The sequence below is a fragment of the Achromobacter aegrifaciens genome (assembly GCF_902859735.1).
Classification (GTDB): domain Bacteria; phylum Pseudomonadota; class Gammaproteobacteria; order Burkholderiales; family Burkholderiaceae_B; genus Achromobacter; species Achromobacter aegrifaciens.
This window is the reverse complement of record NZ_CADIJY010000015.1, coordinates 57,960-83,540: the sequence shown is the minus strand read 5'-3', so window position 1 is coordinate 83,540 and position 25,581 is coordinate 57,960. Positions and strand designations below refer to the sequence as shown.

At 68.4% G+C, this 25,581-nt stretch carries 24 protein-coding genes; 4 read left to right on the top strand and 20 right to left on the bottom strand.

The window, feature by feature from the left end; all coding sequences use genetic code 11:
- Window positions 1-41 precede the first annotated feature (41 nt).
- Window positions 42-1,208, bottom strand: a complete 1,167-nt coding sequence (locus tag HV766_RS26310; RefSeq protein ID WP_054456629.1) for a substrate-binding protein — start codon at window positions 1,206-1,208, stop codon at window positions 42-44.
- A 38-nt stretch (window positions 1,209-1,246) separates the two neighbouring features.
- Window positions 1,247-2,137 carry a nitrilase family protein gene (locus HV766_RS26305; RefSeq protein ID WP_054456628.1) on the bottom strand — a complete coding sequence of 297 codons (891 nt, stop codon included), beginning with the start codon at window positions 2,135-2,137 and terminating at the stop codon, window positions 1,247-1,249.
- A 278-nt stretch (window positions 2,138-2,415) separates the two neighbouring features.
- On the opposite strand from HV766_RS26305, the gene HV766_RS26300 reads away from it, so the two are divergent.
- Complete coding sequence (locus tag HV766_RS26300) at window positions 2,416-3,036, top strand: chorismate--pyruvate lyase family protein (RefSeq protein ID WP_119449517.1); 621 nt, start codon at window positions 2,416-2,418, stop codon at window positions 3,034-3,036.
- Between the two features lie 10 nt (window positions 3,037-3,046).
- Here the strand turns inward: HV766_RS26300 and HV766_RS26295 are convergent, their stop codons facing one another.
- The 14 genes from HV766_RS26295 to HV766_RS26230 form a co-directional block, all read right to left on the bottom strand.
- Window positions 3,047-3,910, bottom strand: coding sequence for an isocitrate lyase/PEP mutase family protein (locus HV766_RS26295; RefSeq protein WP_054456626.1), 864 nt, complete (start codon window positions 3,908-3,910; stop codon window positions 3,047-3,049).
- Between the two features lie 13 nt (window positions 3,911-3,923).
- Window positions 3,924-5,321 (bottom strand): FAD-dependent oxidoreductase, encoded by a 1,398-nt coding sequence (locus tag HV766_RS26290; protein WP_175182120.1) that lies wholly within the window; start codon window positions 5,319-5,321, stop codon window positions 3,924-3,926.
- Window positions 5,318-5,926: a cysteine hydrolase family protein gene (locus HV766_RS26285; RefSeq protein ID WP_054456624.1), complete on the bottom strand. Its 609-nt coding sequence runs from the start codon at window positions 5,924-5,926 to the stop codon at window positions 5,318-5,320. The genes HV766_RS26290 and HV766_RS26285 overlap by 4 nt, the downstream gene beginning before the upstream one ends.
- Before the next feature lie 11 nt (window positions 5,927-5,937).
- Entirely contained in the window at window positions 5,938-7,986 is a 2,049-nt protein-coding gene (locus tag HV766_RS26280; RefSeq protein ID WP_175182119.1) for a hydantoinase/oxoprolinase family protein, read from the bottom strand.
- Entirely contained in the window at window positions 7,983-9,653 is a 1,671-nt protein-coding gene (locus HV766_RS26275) for a hydantoinase B/oxoprolinase family protein (protein ID WP_054456622.1), read from the bottom strand. Before HV766_RS26275 ends, HV766_RS26280 begins: the two co-directional genes overlap by 4 nt.
- Window positions 9,654-9,663: 10 nt before the next feature.
- Window positions 9,664-10,164 (bottom strand): LeuD/DmdB family oxidoreductase small subunit, encoded by a 501-nt coding sequence (locus HV766_RS26270; RefSeq protein ID WP_054456621.1) that lies wholly within the window; start codon window positions 10,162-10,164, stop codon window positions 9,664-9,666.
- A complete protein-coding gene (locus HV766_RS26265; protein WP_175182118.1) occupies window positions 10,161-11,429 on the bottom strand; it encodes a 3-isopropylmalate dehydratase large subunit in 1,269 nt (422 codons plus the stop codon). Before HV766_RS26265 ends, HV766_RS26270 begins: the two co-directional genes overlap by 4 nt.
- A gap of 2 nt (window positions 11,430-11,431) precedes the next feature.
- Window positions 11,432-12,142 carry an ABC transporter ATP-binding protein gene (locus HV766_RS26260; protein ID WP_119449513.1) on the bottom strand — a complete coding sequence of 237 codons (711 nt, stop codon included), beginning with the start codon at window positions 12,140-12,142 and terminating at the stop codon, window positions 11,432-11,434.
- On the bottom strand, window positions 12,139-12,894 hold the full coding sequence (locus HV766_RS26255) for an ABC transporter ATP-binding protein (RefSeq protein ID WP_054456618.1): 756 nt from the start codon (window positions 12,892-12,894) through the stop codon (window positions 12,139-12,141). The genes HV766_RS26260 and HV766_RS26255 overlap by 4 nt, the downstream gene beginning before the upstream one ends.
- On the bottom strand, window positions 12,887-13,858 hold the full coding sequence (locus HV766_RS26250; RefSeq protein ID WP_119449511.1) for a branched-chain amino acid ABC transporter permease: 972 nt from the start codon (window positions 13,856-13,858) through the stop codon (window positions 12,887-12,889). Before HV766_RS26250 ends, HV766_RS26255 begins: the two co-directional genes overlap by 8 nt.
- A 2-nt stretch (window positions 13,859-13,860) precedes the next feature.
- Window positions 13,861-14,733: a branched-chain amino acid ABC transporter permease gene (locus tag HV766_RS26245; protein WP_013393327.1), complete on the bottom strand. Its 873-nt coding sequence runs from the start codon at window positions 14,731-14,733 to the stop codon at window positions 13,861-13,863.
- A 2-nt stretch (window positions 14,734-14,735) separates the two neighbouring features.
- The gene (locus HV766_RS26240) at window positions 14,736-15,941 is read right to left on the bottom strand and encodes an ABC transporter substrate-binding protein (RefSeq protein WP_119449510.1); all 1,206 of its coding nucleotides are present in this window, start codon (window positions 15,939-15,941) and stop codon (window positions 14,736-14,738) included.
- Window positions 15,942-15,958: 17 nt separating this feature from the next.
- Window positions 15,959-16,756 carry a GntR family transcriptional regulator gene (locus tag HV766_RS26235; RefSeq protein WP_054456615.1) on the bottom strand — a complete coding sequence of 266 codons (798 nt, stop codon included), beginning with the start codon at window positions 16,754-16,756 and terminating at the stop codon, window positions 15,959-15,961.
- A 62-nt stretch (window positions 16,757-16,818) separates the two neighbouring features.
- Window positions 16,819-18,525: a sensor domain-containing diguanylate cyclase gene (locus HV766_RS26230; RefSeq protein WP_054456614.1), complete on the bottom strand. Its 1,707-nt coding sequence runs from the start codon at window positions 18,523-18,525 to the stop codon at window positions 16,819-16,821.
- Window positions 18,526-18,642: 117 nt separating this feature from the next.
- On the opposite strand from HV766_RS26230, the gene HV766_RS26225 reads away from it, so the two are divergent.
- Complete coding sequence (locus HV766_RS26225) at window positions 18,643-19,272, top strand: hypothetical protein (RefSeq protein WP_175182117.1); 630 nt, start codon at window positions 18,643-18,645, stop codon at window positions 19,270-19,272.
- Window positions 19,265-20,371, top strand: a complete 1,107-nt coding sequence (locus tag HV766_RS26220; RefSeq protein ID WP_175182116.1) for a hypothetical protein — start codon at window positions 19,265-19,267, stop codon at window positions 20,369-20,371. Before HV766_RS26225 ends, HV766_RS26220 begins: the two co-directional genes overlap by 8 nt.
- 13 nt (window positions 20,372-20,384) lie before the next feature.
- On the opposite strand, the gene HV766_RS26215 is transcribed toward HV766_RS26220, so the two are convergent.
- Window positions 20,385-20,921: a YaeQ family protein gene (locus tag HV766_RS26215; RefSeq protein WP_119449507.1), complete on the bottom strand. Its 537-nt coding sequence runs from the start codon at window positions 20,919-20,921 to the stop codon at window positions 20,385-20,387.
- Window positions 20,922-21,072: 151 nt separating this feature from the next.
- Between HV766_RS26215 and HV766_RS26210 the strand changes: the two genes are divergently transcribed.
- On the top strand, window positions 21,073-21,714 hold the full coding sequence (locus HV766_RS26210) for a LysE family translocator (RefSeq protein ID WP_054456610.1): 642 nt from the start codon (window positions 21,073-21,075) through the stop codon (window positions 21,712-21,714).
- Window positions 21,715-21,781: 67 nt separating this feature from the next.
- Here the strand turns inward: HV766_RS26210 and HV766_RS26205 are convergent, their stop codons facing one another.
- Genes HV766_RS26205 through HV766_RS26195 form a run of 3 tightly spaced genes read right to left on the bottom strand, consistent with a single transcriptional unit; the run spans window position 21,782 to window position 25,478 of the window.
- Window positions 21,782-23,641, bottom strand: coding sequence for a dipeptide ABC transporter ATP-binding protein (locus tag HV766_RS26205; RefSeq protein WP_119449505.1), 1,860 nt, complete (start codon window positions 23,639-23,641; stop codon window positions 21,782-21,784).
- A 17-nt stretch (window positions 23,642-23,658) separates the two neighbouring features.
- Window positions 23,659-24,537 (bottom strand): ABC transporter permease, encoded by an 879-nt coding sequence (locus HV766_RS26200; protein ID WP_054456608.1) that lies wholly within the window; start codon window positions 24,535-24,537, stop codon window positions 23,659-23,661.
- Window positions 24,534-25,478 (bottom strand): ABC transporter permease, encoded by a 945-nt coding sequence (locus HV766_RS26195; RefSeq protein WP_054456607.1) that lies wholly within the window; start codon window positions 25,476-25,478, stop codon window positions 24,534-24,536. Before HV766_RS26195 ends, HV766_RS26200 begins: the two co-directional genes overlap by 4 nt.
- Window positions 25,479-25,581: the final 103 nt, after the last annotated feature.

Below are 25,581 nucleotides of genomic sequence, written 5' to 3'. Positions count from 1 at the left end.
CGCCGCCGGCAGGACCGGCGGCGCTTGTCATGGCATGGCCGTCACTTCAGGTCCGGACACTGCGCGCCCGGGTCGACCTTGTCGAAGGTCTGCAGGATCTTGATGGAACCGTCCTGCTGCACCTGCCCCAGGCGCATGGTCAGCGCCGCGTGGCGCTGGCGATCCATGGTCACCGGGCCGCGCGGGCCATCGAACGTGACCGCGCTCAACGCCTGCACCACCTTGGGCGCATCGGTGCCGCCAGCCTTTTCGACGGCAGCCTTGTACAGGTAGAAGGCTTCATACTGCGGCGCGGAGAATTCGTTGGCGGTCTTGGCGTCGTTGCCGAACTTCGCCTTCAGGGCGTCCAGGAATTTGCGGTTCTGCGGCGTGTCGATGCTGGTCAGGTACGAGGCCGACATGTACATGCCCACTGCCGTGTCGCCCATGGTCTTGGCCGTGCCTTCGTCGATCGCCAGATTGCCGTAGGGCATGGCCAGGCCAGCAGCCTTGACCTGCTTGGCCAGGCTGACGTTGGGCCCGCCGCCCGCCGTCGAGCTGATCAGCGCGTCCGGGTTGGCCGAGCGTATCTTGGAGACCACCGGCGTCCAGTCGGAACCGTCGATCGGCAGGTACTCTTCTCCCACCACGCGTCCGCCCTGCTTTTCGATGTATTCCCGCGTGAACTTGAGCATGCCGCGGCCGAAGGCGTAGTCGCTGCCCACCAGGAAGAAGGTCTTGGCCTTGCGGTCCTGCATGAAGTGGTCCACCACCGGCGCGACCTGCTGTTCCGGCACCCAGCCGTTCACGTGCAGCCAGCGGTTGCACGACCGCCCTTCATAGAATGACGTGTAGATATAGGGCACCTTGCCGCGCGACACGATGGGCAGCGCGGCGTTGCGCGCCGCGCTGGTTTCCATGGCGATGATGGCATCGACCTTCTTCTGGAACACCAGGGTGTCGTAGGCCTTCTGCGCCCCGACCGCGCCCGAGGCATCGTCGGCGATCTCCAGCACGATCTGGCGGCCGAGGATGCCGCCGGCCGCATTGATCTCGTCGGCCGCCAGTTGCGAGGCCTGCACCACGCCCGGCGCGACCACGCTGTTGGCGCCGGACAGGCCGACGGGCACGCCGATGCGCAGCGGTTCGGCCGCGTGCGCGCTGGCGGCGCCAGCCAGCAGTGCGACAAACGACAGTCGGATCCGGCAGCTATTCAATAGGCTCTTCATGGGTTTTCTCCTTGGGGGGTACGGCCGTGGACCGTCGTTCAGCGTTGCCGCGGGCCTGCGGCGGCGCCCAACTGCTCGTCATAGATGTCGCGGCGCCTGTCGCGCAGCACGTGGTTGAAATCGTTCAACTGGCGCGCACGGCGCGATGCCTTCAGGTCTATGGGCGCCAGCAGCACCTCCTCCTGGTCGATGCTGGCGGGTCCCGCCGCCGTCCAGCCCTGGGACCCCACGATCAGGCTGCGGCCCACGAAGGGCTGGCCGCGCTCGGTGCCGACGCGGTCCGCGCACACCACTGTCAAGCCGTTGCTGTGGGCGCCGCTCATGGTCAGCGCATGGGCCATGACCGGTCCGTCGCGGGTCTGCCCCGGCATCGGCACCCAATTGGTCGGCACCGCCACGATGTCCGCGCCGCGCACCGCCAGCAGCCGGTAGACTTCGGGAAACCAGCCGTCGTAGCAGATGGCCACGCCGATGCGGCCCAGCTCGGTATCGAACACCGGCAATCCCAGGTCGCCCGCCTCGAAATACAGGTTCTCGTCGCCCCACAGATGCAGCTTGCGATAGGTCCCCAGATAGCCATCCGGACCCGCGACCAGTGCGGAGTTGTAGAGACGCCCTCCGGCGCGCTCCGCGATGCCCGCCACCAGATAGATGCCCAGGCGCTGCGCCAACGCGATCCACGCCTGCGAGCTCGGGCCTTCCGGCACTGGTTCAGCCAGGGCGTAGGCCTCCTCGCGGCTCTCGAACATATATCCCGTGTTGGCCAGTTCAGGCAGCACCACCAGCCGCGCGCCCTGGGCCGCGGCCTGCTCCACCAGTTCGATGGAACGCGCGATGTTGGCGGCGGTTTCGCCGATCGCGGGCTCCATCTGCACGCTGGCCACCCAGGTCACGGCGGCGGGAGAACGTTGCGGTTCCGACGCTTGCATGCGAGCTCCATATTCAGAAATTGAAAACGAAAAAGCCCCCGACCACGCATTGCGTGCAAGTCGGGGGCTTCTATAGCCAAGACTGTATGTTCAGGCAGCAATCATTGCTGCGGGGTACTGCAAGCCATTCAGGTCAATGTTGACCGTGTGCGAATGATAGGGAGACGCGGGTTCCTGGGACAATAAGTGCTTTCCCGGACGATATTCCGGCGGGAGTCCGGCACTGCGTCATTGCGACGCATTGGGTCGTCCCGCCCGGCTTGGCATAATACGCAGCCATGAGCAAACCCGCAGCACACCACCCTCCCCTTGCCGCAGGCTGGCTGGCCAGCGCGCCTCCCATCCTGCCTCCTGCCCCGCGCCACTGGCTGTTCCGCCCCGGCGCGCTGACCGCCGGTTTGCGCCAGGTTGGCCAGGTGCGCCTGCGCGTGCTGGCCGAATACGCGGACGGCGCGCCGCCGGACGAAGCCCGGGCGATGGGCCTCGCACCCGGCACGCCGGTGTGGATTCGCGAGGTGCTGATGTCGGTCAATGGCGTGGACAGCGTGCCCGCGCGCAGCCTGACGCCGCTGCGCGCCTCTCACGGCGCCTGGCAAGGCATGCGCCGCCTCCTGACCCGGCCATTGGCGGACATGCTTTACCACGACAGCACGGTCGAGCGTTCGCCGTTTGCCTGCCGCCGGCTGGCCTCGCCGGTGCCGTTCCATGCCACCGCGCTGGGCGTATTGCCGGCCGGCCAGCGCGACCGCGATGGCGGACGCATCTGGGCGCGCCGCTCGGTGTTCTGGCGCCAGGGCCAGCCGCTGCTGGTGGCCGAGTGCTTCCTGCCGGCGTTCTGGGAGCTGGTCGCCGATCAGCCGGTGCCGCCGCTGGTGCCGCATCAGCGCACGCCGCGCTGACACCCCGGCCTCAGCCTTCGTAGCGGCGCCCGCGCTCCAGCAGTGCGGGCGTGCCGATCACAGCGTTCAAGCCGTCGAAATCCAGCATGCCCTCACGCCACGGCGCGGTCGTGCCATGCTGGCGCAGGCTGGCGTAGTAGCCCTGCAGCGTGTGCGCCACCGCACGCGCCGTGCCGCCCGGGAAGATGACGATGCGGAATCCCAGCGCGGTCAGCGCATCGGCGCTTTGCACCGGGGTCTTGCCGCCTTCCACCATGTTGGCCAGCAGCGGCGCGCGGTGCGCAAAGCGGCTGCACGCCGCCTGCATCTGCTCCGGCGTACGCAACGCCTCGATGAACAGCGCGTCCGCGCCCGCTTCCAGATACGATTCCGCGCGGTCCAGAGCCGCTTCCAGTCCCTCCACTGCCAGTGCGTCGGTACGCGCCAGGATCAGGGTGGACGCATGCGCGCGGGCATCCACCGCGGCCCGCAGCTTGCCGCGCATCTCGGCGGCCGGGATCACGGCCTTGCCGTCCAGATGGCCGCAGCGCTTGGGAAAGGTCTGGTCTTCCAGCTGGATCATGGCGGCGCCGGCGCGCTCCAGGCCGCGCACGGTGCGCTGCGTATTCAGGGCATTGCCGAAGCCGGTGTCGGCGTCGACGATAACGGGCGTGGCCACCCGCTCGGTGATGCGGGCCAGCGTGTCCTCGACCTCGCTGTACGTGGTAAGGCCGATATCCGAGCGGCCCAGCCGCGTGTATGCGATGGACGCGCCCGACAGGTATAGCGCGCCGAAGCCCGCCTGTTCGGCGATCAGCGCGGACAAGGCATCGTAGACGCCGGGAGCCAACACGGCGCCGCCGGCCAGCTGTGCTTGCAGATTCTGTATTTGCATGGTCTGGAAAATCCTAGGAAAGCTCGCGGCCCAGCAGGGATGCGGCGGTCGCCGCGGCGATATGGCCGCCCGCCACTGCGCTGAGCAGGCCATTGCCGGACAGGTAGCCGGACACGTCGTTGCCCGACACGCCGCGCGCCGCGCCGCCTGCGGCCAGCAGATTGGGCAAGGCATGGCCCATCTGGTCCAGCACGCGGCAATCCGCGTCGATGTCCAGGCCACCTTGCGTATGGAACAGCGCGCCTGTCACCTTGACGGCGTGATACGGCGCCTGCAGCGTCCGCTCGAAGCGCCGGCCGTACGGATCGGCGGCGTCGGGGGCCACGCTTGCGAGCGTCGCGCGCAGCGTCGCTTCGTCGCAGCCGATCACCCCCGCCAGCGCAGCAACGTCGGCGCAGGTCTTCAGCGCCTGACCCGTCTCTGCCTGGACGAAGTCCGGAAAGCCGCGCGCCAGCGCCAGCGTGCGGTCGTCGAATACGTTCCAGGCCACGCCGCCCGGTTGCGCCAGCACATGCACCGCGGCCTCGGAATAGCCGTGCGTCTCGTCATGAAAGCGCCGCCCCGCGCCATTGATCTGCACGCCGCCGTCCATCATCACCGCCCAGGAGATCAGTGCGCCCTGCGGCGTGGCCCAGGAGCCATGCCCCTGGTAGCCGCCCAGGTCGGCCAGGCGCACGCCCAGCTGCACTCCCCATTCGATCGCGCTGCCGTCGTTGCCGACGTGGCCGCCGTAGACGGCCTCGCGCATGGCCGGCAGATGTTTGCCCACCATCGCCGCGTTGCCGCCAAAGCCGTTGCAGGCCAGGATCAGCACGTCGCAACCGATCACGTCGATGGAGCCGTCCGGCCGCTCGCAGCCCACCGCCGTGATGCGGCCGGCTTCGTCCGTCCAGATCTGCCGCGCCAGGGCGCGGGTCAGCAGATAGGCTCCGGCTGCGGTGGCGGCGCGCTCCAGCGCGGCCACCAGGGCCGCGCCCGTGCGCTCGGGCAAGGTGTGCATGCGGCGGGCGCTGTGGCCCGGATACAGGAAGCCGTCCAGCACCTGGAAATCCAGGCCGTGGCGCGCAAGGTTGTCGATCGCGGCGGCTGCCGCGCCCGTGTAGGCATCGACCAGCTGCGGCGCGGCCGTGCCGCCGGTCTTGGCCTGGATATCCGCGGCAAAGCGCTGCGCGTCGTCCTCGATGCCGGCGGCCCGCTGCGCCGCCGATCCCGCTGCCGGGATGAAGCCGGACGACAAGGCGGTGGAGCCGCTGGGCGCGGCGTCGCGCTCGATCAGCACGGTCTCGATGCCGGCATCGGCCAGGCGCAGCGCGGCGGTCAGGCCGCAAGCGCCCGCGCCGATGATGGCCACCGGCACGTGCATCGCGTCCGCGCCAGGCGCTGCACCCCGCAGGACTTGCGGCGCGCTCACGAGGCCAGCCTGTCCAGGAATTCCTGGCAGGACAGCACATCGGCCACGGTGCGCAAATCCGCCAGCGCGGCATCATGCATGGCCGGCGTGGGCGCGGCGCAGCCATCGGCCAGCACCGCCACGTGATAATCCCGCATGTGGGCGTCGCGCGCGGTGCTGGCCACGCCGCCATTGGTGACGATGCCGGCGATCACCACGTTGGAGATGCCCGCGCGCCGCAGCACCCAGTCCAGCTGGGTATTGAAGAAGGCGGAATACGCCACCTTCCAGACCGACACGTCCACCAGTCCGTCCAGTTCGGCGACGTTGGCCTGCCCCTTGGAGCCGGCGACGAAATCGCCCTTGCGCAGGAACGGGCGCAACTGCCGCAGATGCGGCGAGATCATGGGTTCGCCGTGCGCGTCCGGCCATAGCGTGAACTGGCTGGCCGCCACGAAGCCTCCTCGCTCCTTGAGCTTGCGGGCCACGGGCGCGACCCGGGCGGGCAAGGCCCGCGCCTGCGGACTGACGGCGCCGCCGCGGTCGTAGGCGCCGCCGGGCGCGAGGAAATCGTTCTGCAGATCGATGACGACCAGCGCTGTGCTGCGGGGATCGAAGGCTGACATGGGCTCTGCTCCTAGGAAGCCTGGCGGGCGATCAGCAGATTGCCCAGGAAATCGACCTGGCCAGCAAAGCCGGGCTCGATCCAGATCGTGGTGTCGGGCTGCTCCAGGATGGCGGGTCCCGCCACCTCTGCGCCCACCGGCAGGTCCAGCCGCGCATAGCGCACGGCGTCATGCCATTGCCCGCCATGGAAGACGGGCTGCGTGCCCAGCGCGTCCGGCATCGCGGTGCTGGTCGGCGCCAGCAGCGCCAGATCGAACTTGGGGCGCTGGCCGATGCGCGCATAGCGCAGGTTCAGGATGCGCACCGCGATGCCGTCCAGGCTGCGGCCGAAAGCAGCGCGGTAAGCGCGCTGGAAGGCGGCGCCGATGCCGGCGCGGTTCAGTTCATCACGGCCGACTTCCACTCGCACCGTATGGCTCTGACCCACGTACAGCATGTCCAGTTCGATGCTCTCGCGTATGCCCTCGAAGCTCACGCCCGCGGAATCCAGCCTCTCCTGGCAGGCCAGCGCCAGGCCGTCGATGCGGGCCAGCAGGTCATCGGCGTCCAGCGCGGCCAACGCCACATTCAGGGTCTGCACGCCGTCATGCCGCATGTCGGCCATGACGCAGCCCAGGGCCGAGGTCACGCCGGGGTAGCGCGGCACGATGCCGCGTGCCGCGTCCACTTCGTTCATCATGGCGCAGACGTGCAGCGCGCCGCCGCCGCCAAACGGCATGTAGGCGAACTTGCGCGGGTCGTGGCCGCGCTCGATGGACACCACGCGGATCGCGCCCGCCATCTTGGCATTGGCCACGGTCAGGATGGCCTCGGCCGCGGCATGCACGTCCAGGCCGAGCGGCTTGGCCACGTGTTCCTCGATGGCGGCGCGCGCCAGCGCCACGTCCATGGTGGCAAGCAGGCCACCGCCCAGCGGGCGCTCGGCCGCGATGCGGCCCAGCAGCACGTTGGCGTCGGTCACGGTGGGGCGGGTGTTGCCCCGGCCATAGCAGGCCGGCCCCGGCACGCTGCCGGCGGATTCGGGACCCACCTGCAGCAGGCCGCCCGCGTCCACGCTGGCAATCGAGCCGCCGCCCGCGCCTATGGTTTCGATCTGGATCATGGGCGCGCGCACCACCATGCCGAAGTCGATGGCGGTCTGCGCCGACAGCGAGGCCTCGCCGTCCGCCACCAGCGACACGTCGAAGGAAGTGCCGCCCATGTCGCCGCTGACCACGTTGAGAAAGCCCGCGGCGCGCGCGATCGCAGCGCAGGCGATGACACCCGCGGCCGGGCCCGACAGCGCGGTGCGCACCGGCACGTCGCAAGCGGTCTGGCGCGACATCACGCCGCCGTTGCTCTGCACCACCAACAGTTCGCCGCCGAAGCCGTTGTCCTTCAGATCCGCTTCCAGCCGGGTCAGATAGCCGCCGACCACCGGCTGCAGCGAGGCGTTGAGCACGGCCGTGGAACAGCGCTCGAATTCGCGGATCTCGGGCAGCACCTCGGTCGCGGCGGTGACGTTGCCGTTGGGCCAGAGCGCGCGCACGCAGGCCGCGGCCTGCGCCTCATTGGCCGGATTGGCATAGGCATTGACGAAGAAGAGGCAGACCGCCTCGCAGCCTTGCTCCAGCAGTTGGCGGGCCGCGGCCTCGACCTGGGCCAGGTTTACCGGCGTGTCGATGGTGCCGTCGGCCAGCACGCGCTCCTCGACTTCCAGGCGCAGGTCGCGCGGAACCACCGGCTCATAGTTGCCGCGCAGGCCCCAGGTCTGGGGTCGGTCGCGACGGCGCATTTCCAGCACGTCGCGAAAACCTGCCGTGGTGATGATGCCGGTGCGCGCCACCTTGCGCTCCAGCAGCGCGTTGGTGCCTACCGTGGTGCCGTGCACGATGGTGGCGATGGCGTCCGCGCCATCGGCCACGCGGGCAATGCCGTTCATGAAGCCGCGCGCTTCCTCGCCGCGGGTGGAAGGCACCTTCACCACGCGGGCGCTACCGCCCGCCTCGTCCAGCACGAATATATCGGTGAACGTGCCGCCCACGTCCACGCCTACGACCAAGCCTTGTGCCGCGCTCATGCCGACTGCTCCTTCAGATTTCCACTTACATAGCCCATCTTGCGGTCATGCTCGCGCGCCGCCTGCGTACGCGCGGCAGGCTCGCCATAGCCGCCTCCCCCGGGCGTTTCCAGCCGAACCCGGTCGCCGCGCTGGAGCTGGATGCCCAGCATCTTCGAACGCATGGGCGGGGTCTGCCAGCCGCCGTCCTGCTGATAGCGGAAAACGTTCAGCGCCGCTTCCCTGCCGCCTGCGATGCCCTTGGGCGCGCTCTTGCCACGCTCGCCGAAGATGAAGGCTTCGGCGCTGTCTTCCAGCAGTTCGATTTCATAGATGGCGCCCAGCCCGCCGCGGTGCTGGCCGTCGCCCGCCGAATCGGGCCGCAGCGCCCATTGCGTGAAACGCACGGGATAGGCCGCCTCCAGGATCTCCAGCGGCGGAATGGTGGCCGTAGAGATGGGCGCATTGCCGTGGCTGAGCCCGTCGCCGTCTGAATGGCCGCCGTGGCCGCCGCCGAAGAAGCTGAACATCACCCAGCGCTGGCCGCGCCGGGCGGGGTCGCTGCGGTAGCCGGCGATCGACAAGGCATTGATGGTGCCGTAGGCCTGCGCCAGCGCGCGCGCCGGCTCGGCCTGGGCCATGGCGCAGAAGATCACGTCGATCATGCGCAGGATGGTTTCGGTATAGCCGCCGACCGGACGCGGGCGGTCCGCCGAGATCACCAGGCCGTCCGGCAGCACCACGTCCACCGCGTCCAGCACTCCGGCGTTGGCCGGCACGTCCGGGAACAGGTGCTTCAGGGCCACGTAGCAGGCCGCGATCGCCGTGGCGCGGGAGATGTTCACCGGCCCGGCGCAGGCCGGCGAGGTACCGGTGAAATCCAGCGTCAGACGCTCGCCCTGGACTATGAGATTGAGCGCGATGCGCAACGGCTGGTCGCGCACGCCGTCGTTGTCCAGCATGTCTTCGAAGGCGTACTCGCCGTCGGGCAGGCGCGAGATATGGTCGCGCATCAGGCGGCGCGCCCGTTCGCGCAGCGTGTCCAGCGATTCCAGCACGGTGGCGTCGCCGTATTCGTCGAGCAGGCCATCCAGCCGGCCCGCGCCCAGTTCCAGCGCCGCCAACTGACCGTTCAGGTCGCCCCACAGGCTGTCCGGCAGGCGCGTATTGGCCTTCAGGATGGCCAGCACGTCCAGGTCGAGCACGCCCGCGCGCACGATGCGCACCGGCGGAATCTGCACGGCTTCCTGCCAGCATTCAGTGGCGGCGGGGTTGTAGTTGCCCGGCACCGCGCCGCCGACGTCATGCCAGTGGGCCGCCGAGGCCAGGAAGCAGAACAGCTTGCCGCCGCGGAACACCGGACGCACCAGCTTGAAGTCGTTGGCGTGGGTGCCGCCTTCGTAGGGATCGTTGAACAGCCAGACGTCGCCGTCGACCATGCCGCCGCGCTCGGCGGCCGCCTTGGCCGCGGCCTTGACGGCGAATGCCATCGCGCCCACGAATACCGGCAGGCCGGACTTGCCCTGCACCAGCGTGGCGCCGGTGGCGGCGTCGTACATGCCGTGGCAGGCGTCGTGGGCCTCGGCGATGATGGGGTTGAACGCGCTGCGGTACAGCGTGGCGTCCATCTCGTCGGCGATCTGTTCCAGGCGGCCTTTCAGGACCGCGAGTGTGACGGGGTCAAGCATGATGTGGTTCCTAATGAGTCTTGCGCTGTTTCAGCAAATTCAGCAGTCCGCCGGCCTGCACCATTTCCAGCAGGAAGGCGGGCACGGTGTCGCAATGCAGTTCCGCAGGTTCTCCCGCGGCGCGGCGGATGCGGCCGGCGGCGGGATCCAGGGCGATGCGCTCGCCCTCTTGCAGGGTTTCGGCCTGTGGGCAGGTCAACAGCAGCAGGCCCACGTTGAAGGCGTTGCGGAAATACAGGCCGTTGAAGGACGGCGCGACCACCGCGGCGATGCCCAGGCGCACCAGCGCCGCGGCAGCCTGCTCGCGCGAGGAGCCGATGCCGAAGTTGGGACCGGCCACCAGCACGTCGCCCGGCCGCGCGCCGGCGGCGAACTCGGGCCGAACGCGCTGCAGGCAGTGGCGCGCGATCTCGTCGATGCCGAATTTCATATACGCGCCCGGCGCCAGCGCGTCGGTGTCGATATCTGCGCCCACGCGCCAGACGCGGTGCGTCACGGACTGCTCGGTCATGCCATGAACTCCCGCGGATCGGCGATGCGGCCGGCTATCGCCGATGCCGCCACCGTATAGGGCGAAGCCAGATAGACCTGGGCCGTCTCCGAGCCCATCCGCCCCTTGAAATTGCGCGCCGTGGTGGCGATGACGCTGGCGCCGTCGGGGATGGACCCGCCGTAGCCCGCGCAGGCTCCGCAGGATGTGGCCAGCACGTCCGCGCCGGCATCGCGCAGCGCCTGCATCACCCCTTCCGCCTCGGCCTGGCGCTGGTCCTGCCGGCTGGCCGGCGCCACCATCAGGCGCATGCCGGCGGCCAGCCGGTGGCCGCGCAACACGCTGGCCGCGGCGCGCAGGTCCTCCAGCTTGGCGCCGGTGCAGGCGCCGATATAGGCCACTTGCAGCGGCACGTCGCCATACTGGTCCACGTCGCGCGCATTGGCCGGGCTGTGCGGCGCGGCGACCTGCGGCGCCAGCGCCGCGGCATCGAAATCGTGCCATTCGGCCTGCGCCCCTTCGTCGCTGCGCCAGCGCGCCAGATCGATCTCGTCCGTGACGCCTGCCTCGCGCAGGTAGGCAACGGTGGTGGCATCCGGCGCAATCAGGCCGACCTGCGAGCCCAGCTCCGCGCTCATGTTGGACAGGGTCATGCGTTCCTGCATCGACAAGGCGCGCACCGCTTCGCCGCAGAATTCCACCGCCTGGTAGCGGCCGCCGTTCATGCCGTAGCGGCCTATCATGTGCAGCATCATGTCCTTGGCGGTCACGCCCGGCGCCAGCCGGCCGCTCCAGCGCATCATCAGGGTTTGCGGCACCTTCACCCAGATCTGCCCGGTGACGGCCACGCCCAGCATCTCGGTGCTGCCGATGCCGAACATGTAGGCGCCGAATGCCCCGCCGGTAGGCGAATGCGAGTCCCCGCCCACGCAGAACATGCCGGGGCGGATATGCCCATGCTGCGGCACCACCACGTGGCAGATGCCGAGCGAGTCATAGACGTTGGGCAACCGCTGTTCGGCCGCCCAATCGCGCGCGATGCGCACGATGCGGCGCGACTCGTCATCGGATTCGGGCACGTAGTGGTCTATGACCAGCACGATCCTGGATGGATCCCACAGCGTGGCGCCCAGTTCCTGCAACATGGGCTGCAGGCGGCGCGGACCGCTGGAATCATGGAACATGGCCAGGTCGACCGCACAGGTGACGATTTCGCCCTCGGCAACGGAAGCACGGCCGCAGGCCGCCGCGATCAGCTTCTGCGCCAGCGTTTGAGGCTCGGCCATGGCTACATCCCGAGATAGGCCCGGCGCACGTCGTCGCTGGCCATCAGTTCCGGACAGGCGCCGCTATAGCGCACCGCCCCGTTTTCCAGCACGTAGGCGCGCTGTCCCGTCTCCAGGGACTGCCCCACGTTCTGCTCCACCAGCAGGATCGCCAGTCCCTCGCCATGGAGGCGCGCGATCAGGCCGAACAGCTCTTCGACCATCAGCGGCGACAGGCCCAGCGACGGCTCGTCCAGGATCAGAAGGCGCGGCTCGGCCATCAGGCCGCGGCCGATGGCCAGCATCTGCTGTTCACCGCCGGACATGGTGCCAGCCAGTTGCGCCAGGCGTTCGCGCAGGCGCGGGAAGATGTGCAGCACCTTCTCCAGGTTGGCGGCGCGGCGCTCGCGCGCCCGGGTGAATGACCCGAGTTCAAGGTTTTCGCGCACGCTCAGGTTGGGGAACACGCGCCGGCCTTCCGGCACCTGGATCAGCCCGGCCTTGACCACGTCGCGGTAATGGCGGCCGGTCAGGTCCTGGCCCTCGAAGCGGACCGTGCCGCCCCAGGGCCGGCACAGACCGCAGACCGTGTTGTTCAGCGTGGACTTGCCCGCGCCATTGCTGCCCAGCAGCACCACGATCTCGCCCTGGTCGACCCGCAGGTCGACGCCGCGCAGTACTTCCATGCGGCCGTAGCCGGCGCGCAATCCCTGGACTTCCAGCAGCGCGCTCATGCCGGCGCTCCCTGCGCGGCCAGCCTGGCCGCCGCGCCCTGGCCCAGATAGGCCTCGACCACCGCCGGATCGCGCGTGACCTCGCCCGGCGTGCCCGAGGCGATAAGGCGGCCCTGCGCCAGCACCCATACATGTTCGGCCAGGCTCATCACCGCGCGCATCACGTGTTCGATCATCAGCACGGTCACGCCGTCTTCGGCCAGCTTCTTCACCACCGGTATCATCTCGTCGATCTCGCTGGGGTTGAGCCCCGCCAACACTTCGTCCAGCAACAGCAGGCGCGGCCGCGTGGCCAGCGCGCGCGCCAGCTCCAGGCGCTTGCGGCCGGCCACCGTCAGATCCGCCGCCGGCCGGTCCAGCAGGGCCGCCAGATTGACCCGCGCCGCAACCTCTTCGGCCGCTTGCAGCGCCTCGCGGCGATTGCCCAGGCGCAAGTGCGCACCCACGGCGATGTTCTGGCGCACCGTCTGCGCGCCGAAGGGCTGCACGATCTGGAAGGTGCGGGTCAGCCCGAGCCGCGCCGATTCGTGCGGCGGACGGCCGGTGATGTCGGCGCCGGCGAAATGCACCGAGCCGGAACCGGGTTTGAGGAAACCTGACAGCAGGCCGAACAGCGTGGTCTTGCCCGCGCCGTTGGGACCGACCAGGGCCGTCAGCGAACCCTGGCGCACGTCCAGGCTCACATCCTGGACCGCCTTCAGGCCGCCGAAAGTGATGGAAAGATTGCGCGCTTGCAGCAGGATCTCAGACACGGGCGCGCTCCTTGGCACTGAACAGCCGGCCCAAAGCCTGGCCGCTGCCGGTGATGCCGCGGGGCAGGAACATCACGATCACGATGAGCACCACGCCGTAGATGACCATGCTGATGCCCGGCAGTTCGCCAAACAGGTTGCGCGTCAGGTCGCTCAGCGCATGCAGCGTGACCGCTCCCAGCACCGGCCCCCACAAGGTGCCCAGGCCGCCGACGATGGCGCCGACCAGGGCCTCCACCGACACGGCCGAGCCGAAGGCGATGCCCGGATCGATGTACTGGAACACCTGCACGTAGAAGGCGCCCGCGGCGCTCATGAAGGCCGCAGACAGCGCGATGCCGCCGAGCTTGACCCGCAGCGGATTCACGCCGATGGCGCGCGCCGCGTCCTCGTTGTCGCGCACGGCTTGCAGGTAGGCGCCGAAGCGCGAATGGCGCAGCCATGCCGTGACCACCAGCGCCAGCAGCACGAAGCCCAGCAGCAGGTAGATGTAGCCGCGGCGCGAACCGAACTGCATGTTCGCCACGCCCTCCTGCAACGGCACCATCAGGCCCACGCCGCCCCCGGTGAACGACACCGACAACGCCAGGATGCGGAACACTTCCGCAAACGCCAGCGTCACCAGCGCGAAGTAAGAGCCCTTCAGGCCATAGCGGAACGTCAGCCCGCCCACCGCCAGCCCGACCAGTGCGCCCAGCGCGATGGCCATCGGCAGCGCCAGCCAGGGATTGATGCCCAGGTTCAGCTGCCCCAGCGCCTGGGCATAGGCGCCCACGCCGAAGAACAGCGCATGGCCGAACGACAGCTGGCCGCCATAGCCGCCCAGGATGTTCCAGGCCTGCGACAACAGGGCCGCGTACAGCGACATCATGACGAACGTCAGCGCCACGCCCGATTCGGTCAGCGTGGCGGCGGCCGCCAGCGCCGCGCCGAACAGCGCGATAGTCAAAAGATCCTTGCCCATGCTCAGCCCCTCGCCCCGAACAGCCCCTGCGGGCGAAACAGCAGCACCGCGATGAAGATCGCGAATATGCCCATCTGGCCCAGCGAGTCGCCCAGGAACAGGCCCCCGATGGACTCCACCACCCCGATCAGCAGGCCGCCGACCAGCGCGCCCACGAAGCTGCCCATGCCGCCCAGCACCACGATGGTGAAGGCCACCAGCACGAAGCCGCCGCCGACCTGCGGATTGACGTAGTAGGCCGGCAGCAGGAAGCAGGCCGCCGCGCCCAGGCAGGCCATGCCGATGCCGAACGACAATGCATAGACCTTTTCCACGTCTATGCCCATGAGCTTGGCGCCTTGCTTTTCCTTGGCCACCGCGCGGATCGCCCGGCCCAGGTCGGTGCTGCGGATGATCCAGAACAGCACCGCCGCCACCGCCAGCGCGCCACAGAAGGCGATGACCTTGGGCAAGGCGATCATGGCCGGCCCGATCTCCACGGTGGACAGCGTGTAGGCCGTGTCGATGGTGCGCGTATCCGACTTGAACCACACCAGCGCCAGGTTCTCCAGCACGATGGCCAGGCCCAGCGTCACCAGCAGGATGTTCTCGTCCTTGCCGTGGCTGGCGCGGTTGATCACGTAACGCTGCAAGGCGTAGCCCAGCGCGAACATGCCCGCCACCACCAGCGGCAAGGCGGCGTACGGGTCGATGCCCAGGCGGTCCTTCAGCAGATACACCGCGTACAGCGCCACCATCAGCGCCGCGCCATGGGCGAAGTTGATGATGTGCAGCACGCCGTAGATCAAGGTCAGGCCCAGGGCGATCAGCGCGTACACCGCGCCCGTGGTCAGGCCGTTGAGCACCGACGAAAAGAGGATGGCGGGATCGAGCACGCTCAGGCCTTCAGCGGAAAGATGGCGTCGGCCTGGCGGTAGTCGGCCGGGATGACGACCTTGATGTCGCCGCCGATGACCTGCGTCAGCAGGGGCTGCGCGCCGGTGTTCTGGCCGTTCACGAACTTGGTCGGGCCGTAGGGCATGATGTGGTCCGAGAAGGTGCTGGAAGCCAGCGCGTCGATGATGGCGGCGCGGTCGGCCGACTTGGCGCGTTCCAGCGCGTCGGCCAGCAGCAGCACCGAGGTGTAGGTCATGAAGACCTCGTAGCTGAAGTAGGCGCCCTTCTCTTCGACGCGCGCCTTCAACGGGGCCACGCGCGCATCCTTGGGGTTGAACCAGTGGTTGCAGTCGAGGATGCCATTGGCGATGTCGGGGAATTCCTTCAGGAACTTGTAGCTGGAGGCCGCGCCGCCCAGCACCGAGTAGATCGCCTTGGGCTGCACCTTCTGCTGCTTCATGGCGCGCAGCAGCAAGGCATATTCGTTGTAGTAGTTGGCCGGGATCACGATGTCCGGATTGAGGGACTTCATGCGCAGCACGATGTTGTTGAAGTCGCGGGTGGGGTTCGGGTGCTTGACCACGTCCTTGACCTCGAAGCCATGCTGCGGCAGCGCCTTGGACAGCAGCGCCGCGGTGCCGGTGCCGAACAGCGAATCCTCGTGCACGATCATCACGGTCTTGGCGGGCTTGCCTGCCGCGTCGTTGAGCGCGGCCAGGTCGGTGATGGCGCGTTCGCTACAGGCGCGATAGCCCGGGCCGAAACGGAAAGTGTTCTTCAGGCCGCGCTCGACGATCTGGTCGGCCACGCCCACGTCCACCACGTGCGGCAGGTTGTACTTGGCGGCGGTCTGCGTGGTGGCCAGGCAGATCGCCGACGCATAGGCCCCGACAATGGCCGACACGCCCGCCTCGTTCATTTTCTCGACCTCGGCCGACCCCGCCTCGGGGCGCGACTGCGCGTCGCCCAGCATGGCTTCCAGCGGCGCGCCGCCCAGCGACTTGATGCCGCCGGCCTTGTTGATGTCCTCGATCGCCAGCAGCGCGCCCAGGCGGCATTGCTGGCCCGAATAGGCCAGCGCCCCCGTCACCGGATGCAGGATGCCGACCTTGACGGGTTTGGCGCCCTGGGCGCGTACCACCCATGGCGCCGACACCAGGGCAGCTGCGGCGGCGGATTGATAGAGGAAAGTGCGGCGCGAATTCATGGGCGATCTCCGAGAGTTCAATGGAATTGGGCGGACAGCTCTTCGCTGACCCATACCTTGGCGTCGATGCTGCCGACGCGTGACAGCTGCAACTGGTACTGATAGCGATCGGGGCGATACAGGCCTTGCAGCAGCTGCACGGGCCGCTCGTTCACGTCGCGCACGATGCGCGTCACGGCCAGCAGCGCGGAGCCCACGGCCACGTCCAGATGGCGCGCCACCTGCGCATCGGCCAGCCGCGCCGAAATGGTCTGGGTAGCGCCGCCGAACTCCACGCCGGCCGCTTCCAGCAACATCAGCAGGGGTTCGCGCTCCAGGTCTTCGCGCGTGAAATCGGCCACGGCCTGCGGCACGTAGGTCGTGATGTGGGACAGCGGCCCGGCTTCGGTGCTGCGCACCCGCAGGCTCTTGTGCACGGGCGCGCCGGGCGCGAGGTCCAACGCTTCGGCTACCACGGGCGGCGCCGACACCAGGGCGCTGTCCAGCACCTGCACCGAGGTGCGCAGGCCCATGTTGACGATGTTTTCCAGCAGGCCGGTCAGATGGGCCTTCTGCGGCGGATTGGCCTTGGGCGCGCTGGCCGGAGTCGCCGGCGCGCGCAGCGGCCAGGTGCCCAGGCCGGGCCGGCGCGACACCAGCCCGTCGGCCACCAGCATCTCCATGGCCTTGCGGATGGTGATGCGGGCCACGTCGAACTGGTCGGCCAGCGCGTGCTCGCCTGGCACGCCGTCCTGATCGAAGCGCCCTTCCTGCACCTGTTCGCGCAGGACGAGGTAGATCTGGTGGTACTTCGGCAGAGGTAATGAGGTTCCCATGACGGGAACTCTAGGAGTGTCCTAATGTACCGTCAATGGAACAAATGGCTTTGAGGGTTGTTCTATCGGGAAAACACTGAGGGCGCGGATTCGATCCGGTTACGCCCGCGCTGCTTGGCGTAATACAGGGCGCGGTCGCTGCGGCTGAGCGCCAGTTCGGCGTCCGCGTCCATGGTGTGCATGGTCGAGATGCCGATGCTGACCGTCAGCGGAATATGACGGTCGTCGCCCAGCGAAAACGGCGCCGCCGCGATGCGCTGCTGCACCCGCGTGGCGAAGGCGTGCGCGCGCTCGATGTCGGTATCCGGCAGCACCACGGCGAATTCCTCGCCGCCGATGCGCCCCACCAGGTCGACCGCCCGCAGCTGGGCCCGCAGCGTGTTGGCGAAGTGCTGCAGCACGCCGTCGCCAATGGCGTGACCCCAGGTGTCGTTGATGCGCTTGAAATGGTCCAGGTCACACATCAGCACGGCGGCGCAATCGCTGCCCTGGCGCTTGATCCGGGCCAGTTCCGCGGCGATGCGCGACATGAAGTGGCGGCGGTTCGGCAGCGTGGTCAGGGCGTCCGTGGCGGCGAGTTCACGCAGTTCGAAATCAGCGCGCTTGCGGTCGGTGATGTCGGTCACGAAGCCGTGCCAGACCACGGTGCCGTCGGCCGCCTTGCGCGGACTGGCGTCGCCCTGGCGCCAGCGCAGGCCCTGCTGCGGCAGGCACACCCGGAACTCCAGGTGCCAGGGCGTCTGCGCCGCGGCCGCGGCCTGCAGCGAGGCGTGGTAGGTCGCCAGGTCCTCGGGATGGACGCGCTGCTCGATCGCCGCGGGGCTGGTGCGCACCTCGTAAGGCGTGAGTTCGAACATGTCCCAGATGCCCGCGCTGACGTACAGGAAGCGCGACCCGCCTCCGGGCCGCTGGCCGCACTGGAATACCATGCCCGGCACGGCGTCGGTCAGGTTGACCAGCAGGTCCGCCGTGCGCCGCAGGCGCTCCGACATCGCGCGCATGGCGCTGATGTCAGTGGTGGTGCCCATCATGCGCAAGGCCCGCCCCTGCGCGTCGCGGCTGACGACCTTGCCGCGGCTGCAGATCCACTTGTAGCTGCCGTCCTTGCAGAGGATGCGGTGCTCGACCTCGTAGCTCTCGGTCTTGCCCTCGAAATGCGCCTGCATGGCGGCGCGCACATAGTCGGCATCGTCTGGGTGCAGGCGCTTGTAGGAGTCTTCGATGCGGTTGGTGACTTCGGATTCGGCGTAGCCCAGCAGGGCCTTCCAGCCCGGCGAATAGGTGATTTCGCCGGTTACGACGTTGCGATCCCAGATCCCCGTGCCGCTGCCTGCGATGGCCATGGAGAGGTTGCGCGCCTCGGTACGCCAGCCGTCTTCCGCCGCCCGCTCCGCCGCCAGGGCCTCGCGCTTCTCGACGGCCGCGACGGCCAGCTCGGCGAAATCGTGCAAGGCATCCAGGTCTTCGTCGCCGAAATCCCGCGGCTGGGCATGCAGCAGCCGGAACGTGCCCAGCCGGCGGCCATCGCTGGCGCGCAGCGGGCAATCCACGGAGAAAGGGAGCGTACCGGCCGCGGTTGCGGGCAAGGCGCCCGCCTGGGCCTGCCAGACGCCATCGGCGTCGCTGCAGGCGACCAGCGCCATGTCCACGCCGAACTGCCGCCTGGCCAAGCGGACGAGCCGGTCCAGGGGGCCGTCGAGCCCGGCTTGCACATTTTCCGCGCCGCCGGCCGGCGCGCTTGCAGGAGGAACGTCACCTGTTGCTGGCATGTCTGGACCTGACTCAACACGAGATTCATAAACATGGCCATGCCGGTGGCCATGTCTGACATTTTGTCACGCTCTGCACCAAAATAGCATCATTTTGAACGATATGATCACCGGCCTATGGAACACCCTACCCGCGTGCTGCAACGCGCCTGGCTACTGCTGCTGGCCTTGCTGATCACCCTTCACGGCGGCCTGGCCCACGCCCAGGCGTTCGATCGCCAGGCGGAGAACGCCCGTTACCGGCAATGGCTGGAAGACTTCCGCGCCGACCTCCAGCGTCTGCGGCAATCGCCCGATTCGGCAAAGGCCGACATCGACAGCCTGTTCGCGAAGACCATCGTGCCGGGTTCCCGCGGCACCCAGCTGGTCAGGACGCTGGCGCAGGCGCCGGGCGACTCCACCAGCGGCGAGATCCACTACGCAGGCTTGCAACGTGTCTTCCTGGCCGCCCTGGCCGACGCCGTGGTGGCGGGCGACGGCGGAGACTACCCGGAAACGCAGGCCAAGTATCAGAAACAAGTATTGCGTGTGCGTTACATGCACGTGGATGGCGGCGGCCGTCTGGAATCCTTTTTCAACGACCCCGAGCACTTCAAACCCTACCGCCTGCCCGCGCCCGGCACCCTGGAGCGCGACGCCTACCCCTTCCTGCTGTTCGAAGAACATGACGGCAAGCTGCGGCTGGGCGGCGTGTCCAAGGAATTCTGGGAGCTGGTGAGGTTCATGGATACGCTGCAATATGCCTAGGCGACTGGTCCTGCTGCTGGCGGCCATCGCGCACGCCGGCCCAGCCCTCGCGGCCTGCGGCCCGGCCGCCGTCGATTTCACCGCGCCCGTGCCGCTGAAGGCGGTTCCCGTCTCGGTCGGCCTGGGCGGCGACCGTGTCCTGCTGGGCCGACAGGGCGAACGCATTGCCGCCCGCAACCAACCGGTATGGGTCGACGAAACCGGCGATCCACTGCCCCGGACCTGGATGGACAAGGTCGACTGGTCCGCTTACCAGCTGGACAACGTGTCTCGGGCGCCCGCCAGACTGTATTTCGACGGCGATGGCCGGCTGTGCCGCGCGGAATCCTATGAACTTCCCCGGCGCGGCGACGGCCCACCCTTTCTGTCGGGCGGTTACACCCTGGAGTACGACGGCGCCGGCGCCCTGACGCGGGTGGTCGAGTACGAACAGACCGCGGTCCGCCGGCCCGCCACCTACGAGGCAAGCGGCCAGGCCTGCCTGAAACGCGATGCCCGGGGCGCGCTGACCGCCTTCACCAATGAGGCTTGCGAAGACAAGCAACAACCGGCCGCCGGCCGGTTCTACGCGCGCGACGCCGCGGGCCGCCTGCTGCGCGCCATCGATATCGCCGCGCAAGGCGGCGCGTTCCAGGTCCAGACCTATGATGCCCAGGCCAAGCCGGAACAACGTTATGTGCGCCGCCATTCCCCCGGGGATGGCGCCAGATCCTACGCCCATGTCGCGCACGCCTCCCCTGACTCCCGCCCTTATCCAGTGCACCGGGAAGAGTTGAACCAGCTGTCCACCGAGGTGCCGGGCAATGACTGGCGCATCGTCAGCATCGCCGACGACGTGCCGCTGGACGACACGGACATGCAGTCCTGGAATCCGGACACGCAGACCATCCTGGCCCAGGGCGTGACCGATGCGCAAGGCCGCGCGCTGCTTGCGGCGGACGCGCAGGCGCGCGTCTGGCAGGCCATGCGCGACAAGCCTGGCAGGATCTTCTGGTACTCGGACTTGATGAGCCGGGTGCTGCTGCTGCCTGCGATGGACGAGGCCCGCTGGCGCGCCTGCGCCGATCCCGCGAATCAGGCCGCCGACGCCTGCGACTGAGGCGGCCGGGAGCCTAGCGCCAGGCTTCCGGTTCGACGCTGACCTCGCCCTTGTCGGCCGAAAAATACACCACGCCGTCCGAAATATTGGCATTCAGGCGCATGGTGCGCTCGGCCAGCTGGGCCAGCGCACGGGTCTGTTCCGAGGGCAGGTTCACGATCTTGAGGTTGCGCGTGCGTTCCAGCTTGTTCTTCACGCCGTCCCACCAGATCTTGCTGGCGGAACCACCGTAGCAATAGACGATGACTTCGTCGGCGCGGCCACAGGCGCGCAGGATGCGGCGTTCTTCGGGCTGACCGACTTCGATCCAGAGCTTGACCGCGCCGGTCAGGTCCTTGACCCACAGGTCGGGTTCGTCGGTGTCGCTCAGGCCTTTGGTGAAGGCCAGCTCTTCCTGCGCGTGCAGGGCGTAGGCGACCAGCCGCACCATCATGCGCTCGTCGGTTTCCGAGGGATGGCGGGCGACCGTCAGCGCGTGGCTGCCGTAGTAGTGGCGGTCGGTGTCGGCGACGTTGAGCTCGGCCTTGTAGATGGTGGCGCGCAGGGCCATGGCGTAAATCCGGTGAATGTAGCGAATTGCTGAAGGCCGCCATGATAACGCCTGCGGCGCTGCGGCACGTCCACAGACGGCTGCAGGCGCCGGCCCGGCGGCGCTACACTGAGCGGCTCCGCTTCGCCGCGCCCGCCACCGGATCCCGCCCATGACCGCCACCGCAGCCCTGCTCGCCTTTACCCTGGCCGCCGCCATCCTGACCGTCACGCCCGGCATGGATACCGCCCTGGTGCTGCGCACCGCCGCCGTCGAGGGGGGCCGCCGCGCGCTCATGGCTGGCCTGGGTATCGCCGCCGGATGCCTGGCCTGGGGTGTGGTGGCGGCATTCGGCCTGGGATCGCTGCTGCTGGTATCGACCCTGGCCTACGACACGCTGCGCATCTGCGCGGCGCTGTATCTGTTTTATCTGGGCGTGAAACTGCTGTGGGGCGCCCGGCCAGGCAAGCAGGCCGCACCCGATTCCGCGCCGCCCGCCCCCGCCGCGGCAGCCAGCGCTGGCGGCTGGTTCATGCGCGGCTGCCTGACCAATGCCCTCAATCCCAAGATCGGGATCTTCTACATCACCTTCCTGCCGCAGTTCATTCCCGCGGGCGCGGACGTGCTGCGCTTCAGCCTGCTGCTGGCAGGCATCCACGCGATGCTGGGGATACTGTGGTTTGGCGTGCTGGTGGCAGCGACGCGCCCGCTGGCGCGCTGGCTGTCGCGGCCGGCCGTGATGCGCGGCCTGGACCGCATGACGGGCGCGGTCTTCATCGCCTTCGGGCTGAAGCTGGCGCTGGAAAAGCGCTAATTTCGGCCCCCCGCGCGCAGCGGGGGGATGCAAGCGGCCACCGGCTGCCAGCGGGCGGCCACCTGCCTCAATAGACCCCGATCGAATGGCGGGCCACGAAATGGCCCTCGCCCACGGCGACCAGCGGCTCGACCAGCGGATCGTCGCCCAGCTTGCGCATCGGGCTGGGGATCTCGTCGACCAGCAGCGAGCGCTCGCGGTGGCGGCGCTGCGGGTCGGCGATGGGCACCGCCGCCATCAACTTCTTGGTGTAGGGATGCTGCGGGTTCTCGAAGATGGCCCGGCGCGGGCCGATCTCGACGATCTGGCCCAGGTACATCACCGCCACCCGGTGGCTGACGCGCTCGACCACCGCCATGTCGTGCGAGATGAACAGGAACGACACGCCCAGCTCGCGCTGCAGGTCCAGCAACAAGTTGACGATCTGCGCCTGGATCGACACGTCCAGCGCCGACACGGATTCGTCGGCGATCACCACCTTGGGGTTCAGCGCCAGCGCGCGCGCGATGCAGATGCGCTGGCGCTGGCCGCCCGAGAACTCGTGCGGATAGCGGTCGATCATTTCCGGCAGCAGGCCGCACTTGTCCATCAGCCAGCGCACCCGGTCCTGGGCCGCCTTGCCGCGCGCCACGCCGTGGATCAGCAGCGGTTCCATGATGGAATAGCCCACCGTCATGCGCGGATCCAGCGAGGCGAACGGATCCTGGAAGATGAACTGGATGTGCTGGCGCAGGGTCTGCATGGCGCTGCCGCGCAGCGCGCCGATGTTCTTGCCGTCGAATTCGATGCTGCCGGCCTTGCTCTTGACCAGCTGCAGCAGCGAACGGCCGGTGGTGGTCTTGCCGCAGCCGGACTCGCCCACCAGCGACAGCGTCTCGCCCGGATACAGGTCGAAGCTGACCTTCTCCACGGCGTGCACGCGCTTCTGCACCCGGCCCAGGATACCGCCGGTGATGTCGAAGCTGGTGGTCAGGTCGCGCACCTTCAGCACCGGGCCGTTCTCGCGGCGCACGGTGGACGCAGCCGCGACGGGCGCGGCGGCGGCTTGCGGTCGCGCCGTGGGGTCGTCCACGCGCAGCAGCGGGAACGGCGCGGGTTCGTCCGTGCCTTGCATGGCGCCCAGCCGCGGCACCGCCGACAGCAGCGCGCGCGTATAGGCGTGCTGCGGGCGGGCGAAGACCTCGTCCGAGCTGCCCTCTTCGACCTTGTCGCCGCGGTACATGACCAGCACGCGGTCGGCGACTTCCGCTACCACGCCCATGTCGTGCGTGATGAAGATCACGCCCATGTCCATTTCTTCCTGCAACTGGCGGATCAGCTGCAGGATCTGGGCCTGGATGGTCACGTCCAGGGCCGTGGTCGGTTCGTCGGCGATCAGCAACTGGGGCTTGCACGACAGGGCCATGGCGATCATGACGCGCTGGCGCATGCCGCCCGACAACTGGTGCGGATAGCGGTCCAGGATGGCGCGGGCTTCGGGGATGCGCACCCGCTCCAGCATGCGCAGCGTTTCGGCGCGGGCCGCGGCGGCGTCCAGTCCCTGGTGCAGCTGCAGGGCTTCGGCAATCTGGTTGCCGGCCGTGAAACTGGGGTTCAGGGACGTCATGGGCTCCTGGAAGATCATCGCCACGTCCGCGCCGCGCACGCGCTGCAGCGTGCTGTCGGGCGCGTTGAGCAGATCCAGCACTTCGCCGCTGCGCCGGCGCAGCAACATGCCGCCATTGACGATCCGGCCGCCGCCATACTCGACCAGGCGCATCAGCGCCAGCGAGGTCACTGACTTGCCCGAGCCGGATTCGCCCACGATGGCCAGGGTTTCGCCGCGGTCGACGTGGAAGGAGACTTTGCGCACCGCTTCCACGGTGCGCTCGGGGGTCTTGAAGCGCACGGTCAGGTCGTTGACCTGGACGACGCGCTTGGGGTCCATTGTTGTTGCCATGGTGATTACTTTTCCTGACGCGGATCGAGCGCGTCGCGCAGGCCGTCGCCCAGCAGATTGAAGCCCAGCACCACCAGGAAAATGGCCGATCCGGGGAAGATGGACATCCAGGGGGCCTGGGTCATGAAGTTCTTGGCGGTGTTCAGCATCGAGCCCCAGGACGGGTTCGGCGGCTGCAGGCCCAGGCCCAGGAACGACAGGCTGGCCTCGGCGATGATGGCCGTGGCGATGGTGATGGTGGCCTGCACGATCAGCGGCGGCATCACGTTGGGGAACACGTGCCGGCCGATGATGCGCAGGTCGGACGCGCCCAGGGCGCGCGCGCTCTGCACGTAATCCTCGTTCTTGACTGCGAGCACCTGTCCGCGCGTGAGGCGGATGAACTTGGGCGCGGCCGAGACGCCGATTGCGATCATGGCGTTGGTCAGGCTGGGGCCGAGAAAGGCGGCCAGCGCGATGGCCAGGATCAGGAAGGGAATGGCCAGCAGCGCCTCGGTGGCGCGGGAAATGATGCTGTCGGTCCAGCCGCCGAAATAGCCGGCGGCAAGACCGAAGGGCACGCCCACCGCCAGCGCGATCAGGACCGACACCAGGCCCGCCATCAGCGAGGCGCGGGCGCCATAGACCATGCGGCTGAAGATATCGCGGCCCAATTCATCCGTGCCCAGCCAGTAGGACGCCGAAGGCGCCTTGCGGATGGTGGTGAAGCTGGTCTGGAAGGGATCGTGGCTGGCGATCAGCGGCGCCAGGATGGCGATCACGACAAAGAACAGCACGATCCCCAGGCCCAGCATGGCGATGTGGTTGCGCTTGAATTTGCCCCAGGCGCGGTTGCGGCTGCGGGGCGGCGTGACGGCTGCGGCCGTTGCAGGAATTGCGCTCATGAGTGCCTCAGGCGGGGATTGACCAGGATGTACAGGATGTCGGCCAGCAGGTTCATGATGATGAAACCCACCGCCACGCAGAGCACCACGCCCTGCACCACCGCGTAGTCGCGCGTGAAGACGGCGTCGACCACCAGCTTGCCGAAGCCCGGGATCGTGAAGACCTGCTCGGTCAGCACTGCGCCCGCCAACAGTTCCCCGAACAGCAGCGTCACCAGCGTGACAATGGGCATCAGCGCATTGCGCAAGGCATGGCGCAGCACCACGCTGCGCGGAGATACGCCCTTGGCGCGGGCGGTACGCACATAATCGGCCGACAAGGCTTCCAGCATGGCCGAACGGGTATGGCGCATCAGATACGCGGCGATGGCCGTGGACAGCACCAGGGACGGCATCAGCATGGTCTTGATCGACAGCCAGAAGTCCTCGGACGGCGACACATAGCCCGAGGCCGGCAGCAGCTTCCATTGCACCGACACCACCATGATGAGAATGATGCCAAGCCAGAAATTGGGGATGGACATGCCGGACAGCGCGGCGATGTTGGCGCCCATTTCGATGGGCTTGCCCTTGCGCACCGCGGCGACGATCCCCATGGGGATGCCTATCAGCAGCGCGAAGAACATGGCCATGGCGGCCAATTGCAGCGTGACCGGCAGCTTCTGGCCGATCAGCGTGGTGACGGGGACGTCAGTGCGCAGCGACTTGCCCAGGTCGCCTTGCACGACCTGCGCGGCCCAGGCGGCGTACTGCACGGGCAGCGGATCGTTGAGGCGGTACTTGTCCCGCAGGTAGTCCAGGACGGCGGGATCGCGTTCTTCGCCGGCCAGTGTCAGCACCGGGTCGCCGGGCAGGATTTTCTGCAGCATGAAGACGATCATCGACACCAGTATCAGTGTCGGTATCGCGACGAGCACGCGGCGCAAGATGAGTTTAAGCATATGAGAAACCGTAAGACAGGAACGGCGGACGGGACGCGCAGGATAAACCGCGCCCAGCCGCCGCAAACGACAACCGGACGCGCAAGGCGCGTCCGGCTGGCGC

What these genes read in the sequence shown, in the direction of transcription:
- HV766_RS26310 (WP_054456629.1), bottom strand. Translation starts at nt 1,208, where the DNA reads ATGAAGAGCCTATTGAATAGCTGCCGGATCCGACTGTCGTTTGTCGCA.
- HV766_RS26305 (WP_054456628.1), bottom strand. Translation starts at nt 2,137, where the DNA reads ATGCAAGCGTCGGAACCGCAACGTTCTCCCGCCGCCGTGACCTGGGTG.
- HV766_RS26300 (WP_119449517.1), top strand. Translation starts at nt 2,416, where the DNA reads ATGAGCAAACCCGCAGCACACCACCCTCCCCTTGCCGCAGGCTGGCTG.
- HV766_RS26295 (WP_054456626.1), bottom strand. Translation starts at nt 3,910, where the DNA reads ATGCAAATACAGAATCTGCAAGCACAGCTGGCCGGCGGCGCCGTGTTG.
- HV766_RS26285 (WP_054456624.1), bottom strand. Translation starts at nt 5,926, where the DNA reads ATGTCAGCCTTCGATCCCCGCAGCACAGCGCTGGTCGTCATCGATCTG.
- HV766_RS26280 (WP_175182119.1), bottom strand. Translation starts at nt 7,986, where the DNA reads ATGAGCGCGGCACAAGGCTTGGTCGTAGGCGTGGACGTGGGCGGCACG.
- HV766_RS26275 (WP_054456622.1), bottom strand. Translation starts at nt 9,653, where the DNA reads ATGCTTGACCCCGTCACACTCGCGGTCCTGAAAGGCCGCCTGGAACAG.
- HV766_RS26270 (WP_054456621.1), bottom strand. Translation starts at nt 10,164, where the DNA reads ATGACCGAGCAGTCCGTGACGCACCGCGTCTGGCGCGTGGGCGCAGAT.
- HV766_RS26265 (WP_175182118.1), bottom strand. Translation starts at nt 11,429, where the DNA reads ATGGCCGAGCCTCAAACGCTGGCGCAGAAGCTGATCGCGGCGGCCTGC.
- HV766_RS26260 (WP_119449513.1), bottom strand. Translation starts at nt 12,142, where the DNA reads ATGAGCGCGCTGCTGGAAGTCCAGGGATTGCGCGCCGGCTACGGCCGC.
- HV766_RS26250 (WP_119449511.1), bottom strand. Translation starts at nt 13,858, where the DNA reads ATGGGCAAGGATCTTTTGACTATCGCGCTGTTCGGCGCGGCGCTGGCG.
- HV766_RS26240 (WP_119449510.1), bottom strand. Translation starts at nt 15,941, where the DNA reads ATGAATTCGCGCCGCACTTTCCTCTATCAATCCGCCGCCGCAGCTGCC.
- HV766_RS26235 (WP_054456615.1), bottom strand. Translation starts at nt 16,756, where the DNA reads ATGGGAACCTCATTACCTCTGCCGAAGTACCACCAGATCTACCTCGTC.
- HV766_RS26230 (WP_054456614.1), bottom strand. Translation starts at nt 18,525, where the DNA reads ATGCCAGCAACAGGTGACGTTCCTCCTGCAAGCGCGCCGGCCGGCGGC.
- HV766_RS26225 (WP_175182117.1), top strand. Translation starts at nt 18,643, where the DNA reads ATGGAACACCCTACCCGCGTGCTGCAACGCGCCTGGCTACTGCTGCTG.
- HV766_RS26220 (WP_175182116.1), top strand. Translation starts at nt 19,265, where the DNA reads ATGCCTAGGCGACTGGTCCTGCTGCTGGCGGCCATCGCGCACGCCGGC.
- HV766_RS26215 (WP_119449507.1), bottom strand. Translation starts at nt 20,921, where the DNA reads ATGGCCCTGCGCGCCACCATCTACAAGGCCGAGCTCAACGTCGCCGAC.
- HV766_RS26210 (WP_054456610.1), top strand. Translation starts at nt 21,073, where the DNA reads ATGACCGCCACCGCAGCCCTGCTCGCCTTTACCCTGGCCGCCGCCATC.
- HV766_RS26205 (WP_119449505.1), bottom strand. Translation starts at nt 23,641, where the DNA reads ATGGACCCCAAGCGCGTCGTCCAGGTCAACGACCTGACCGTGCGCTTC.
- HV766_RS26200 (WP_054456608.1), bottom strand. Translation starts at nt 24,537, where the DNA reads ATGAGCGCAATTCCTGCAACGGCCGCAGCCGTCACGCCGCCCCGCAGC.
- HV766_RS26195 (WP_054456607.1), bottom strand. Translation starts at nt 25,478, where the DNA reads ATGCTTAAACTCATCTTGCGCCGCGTGCTCGTCGCGATACCGACACTG.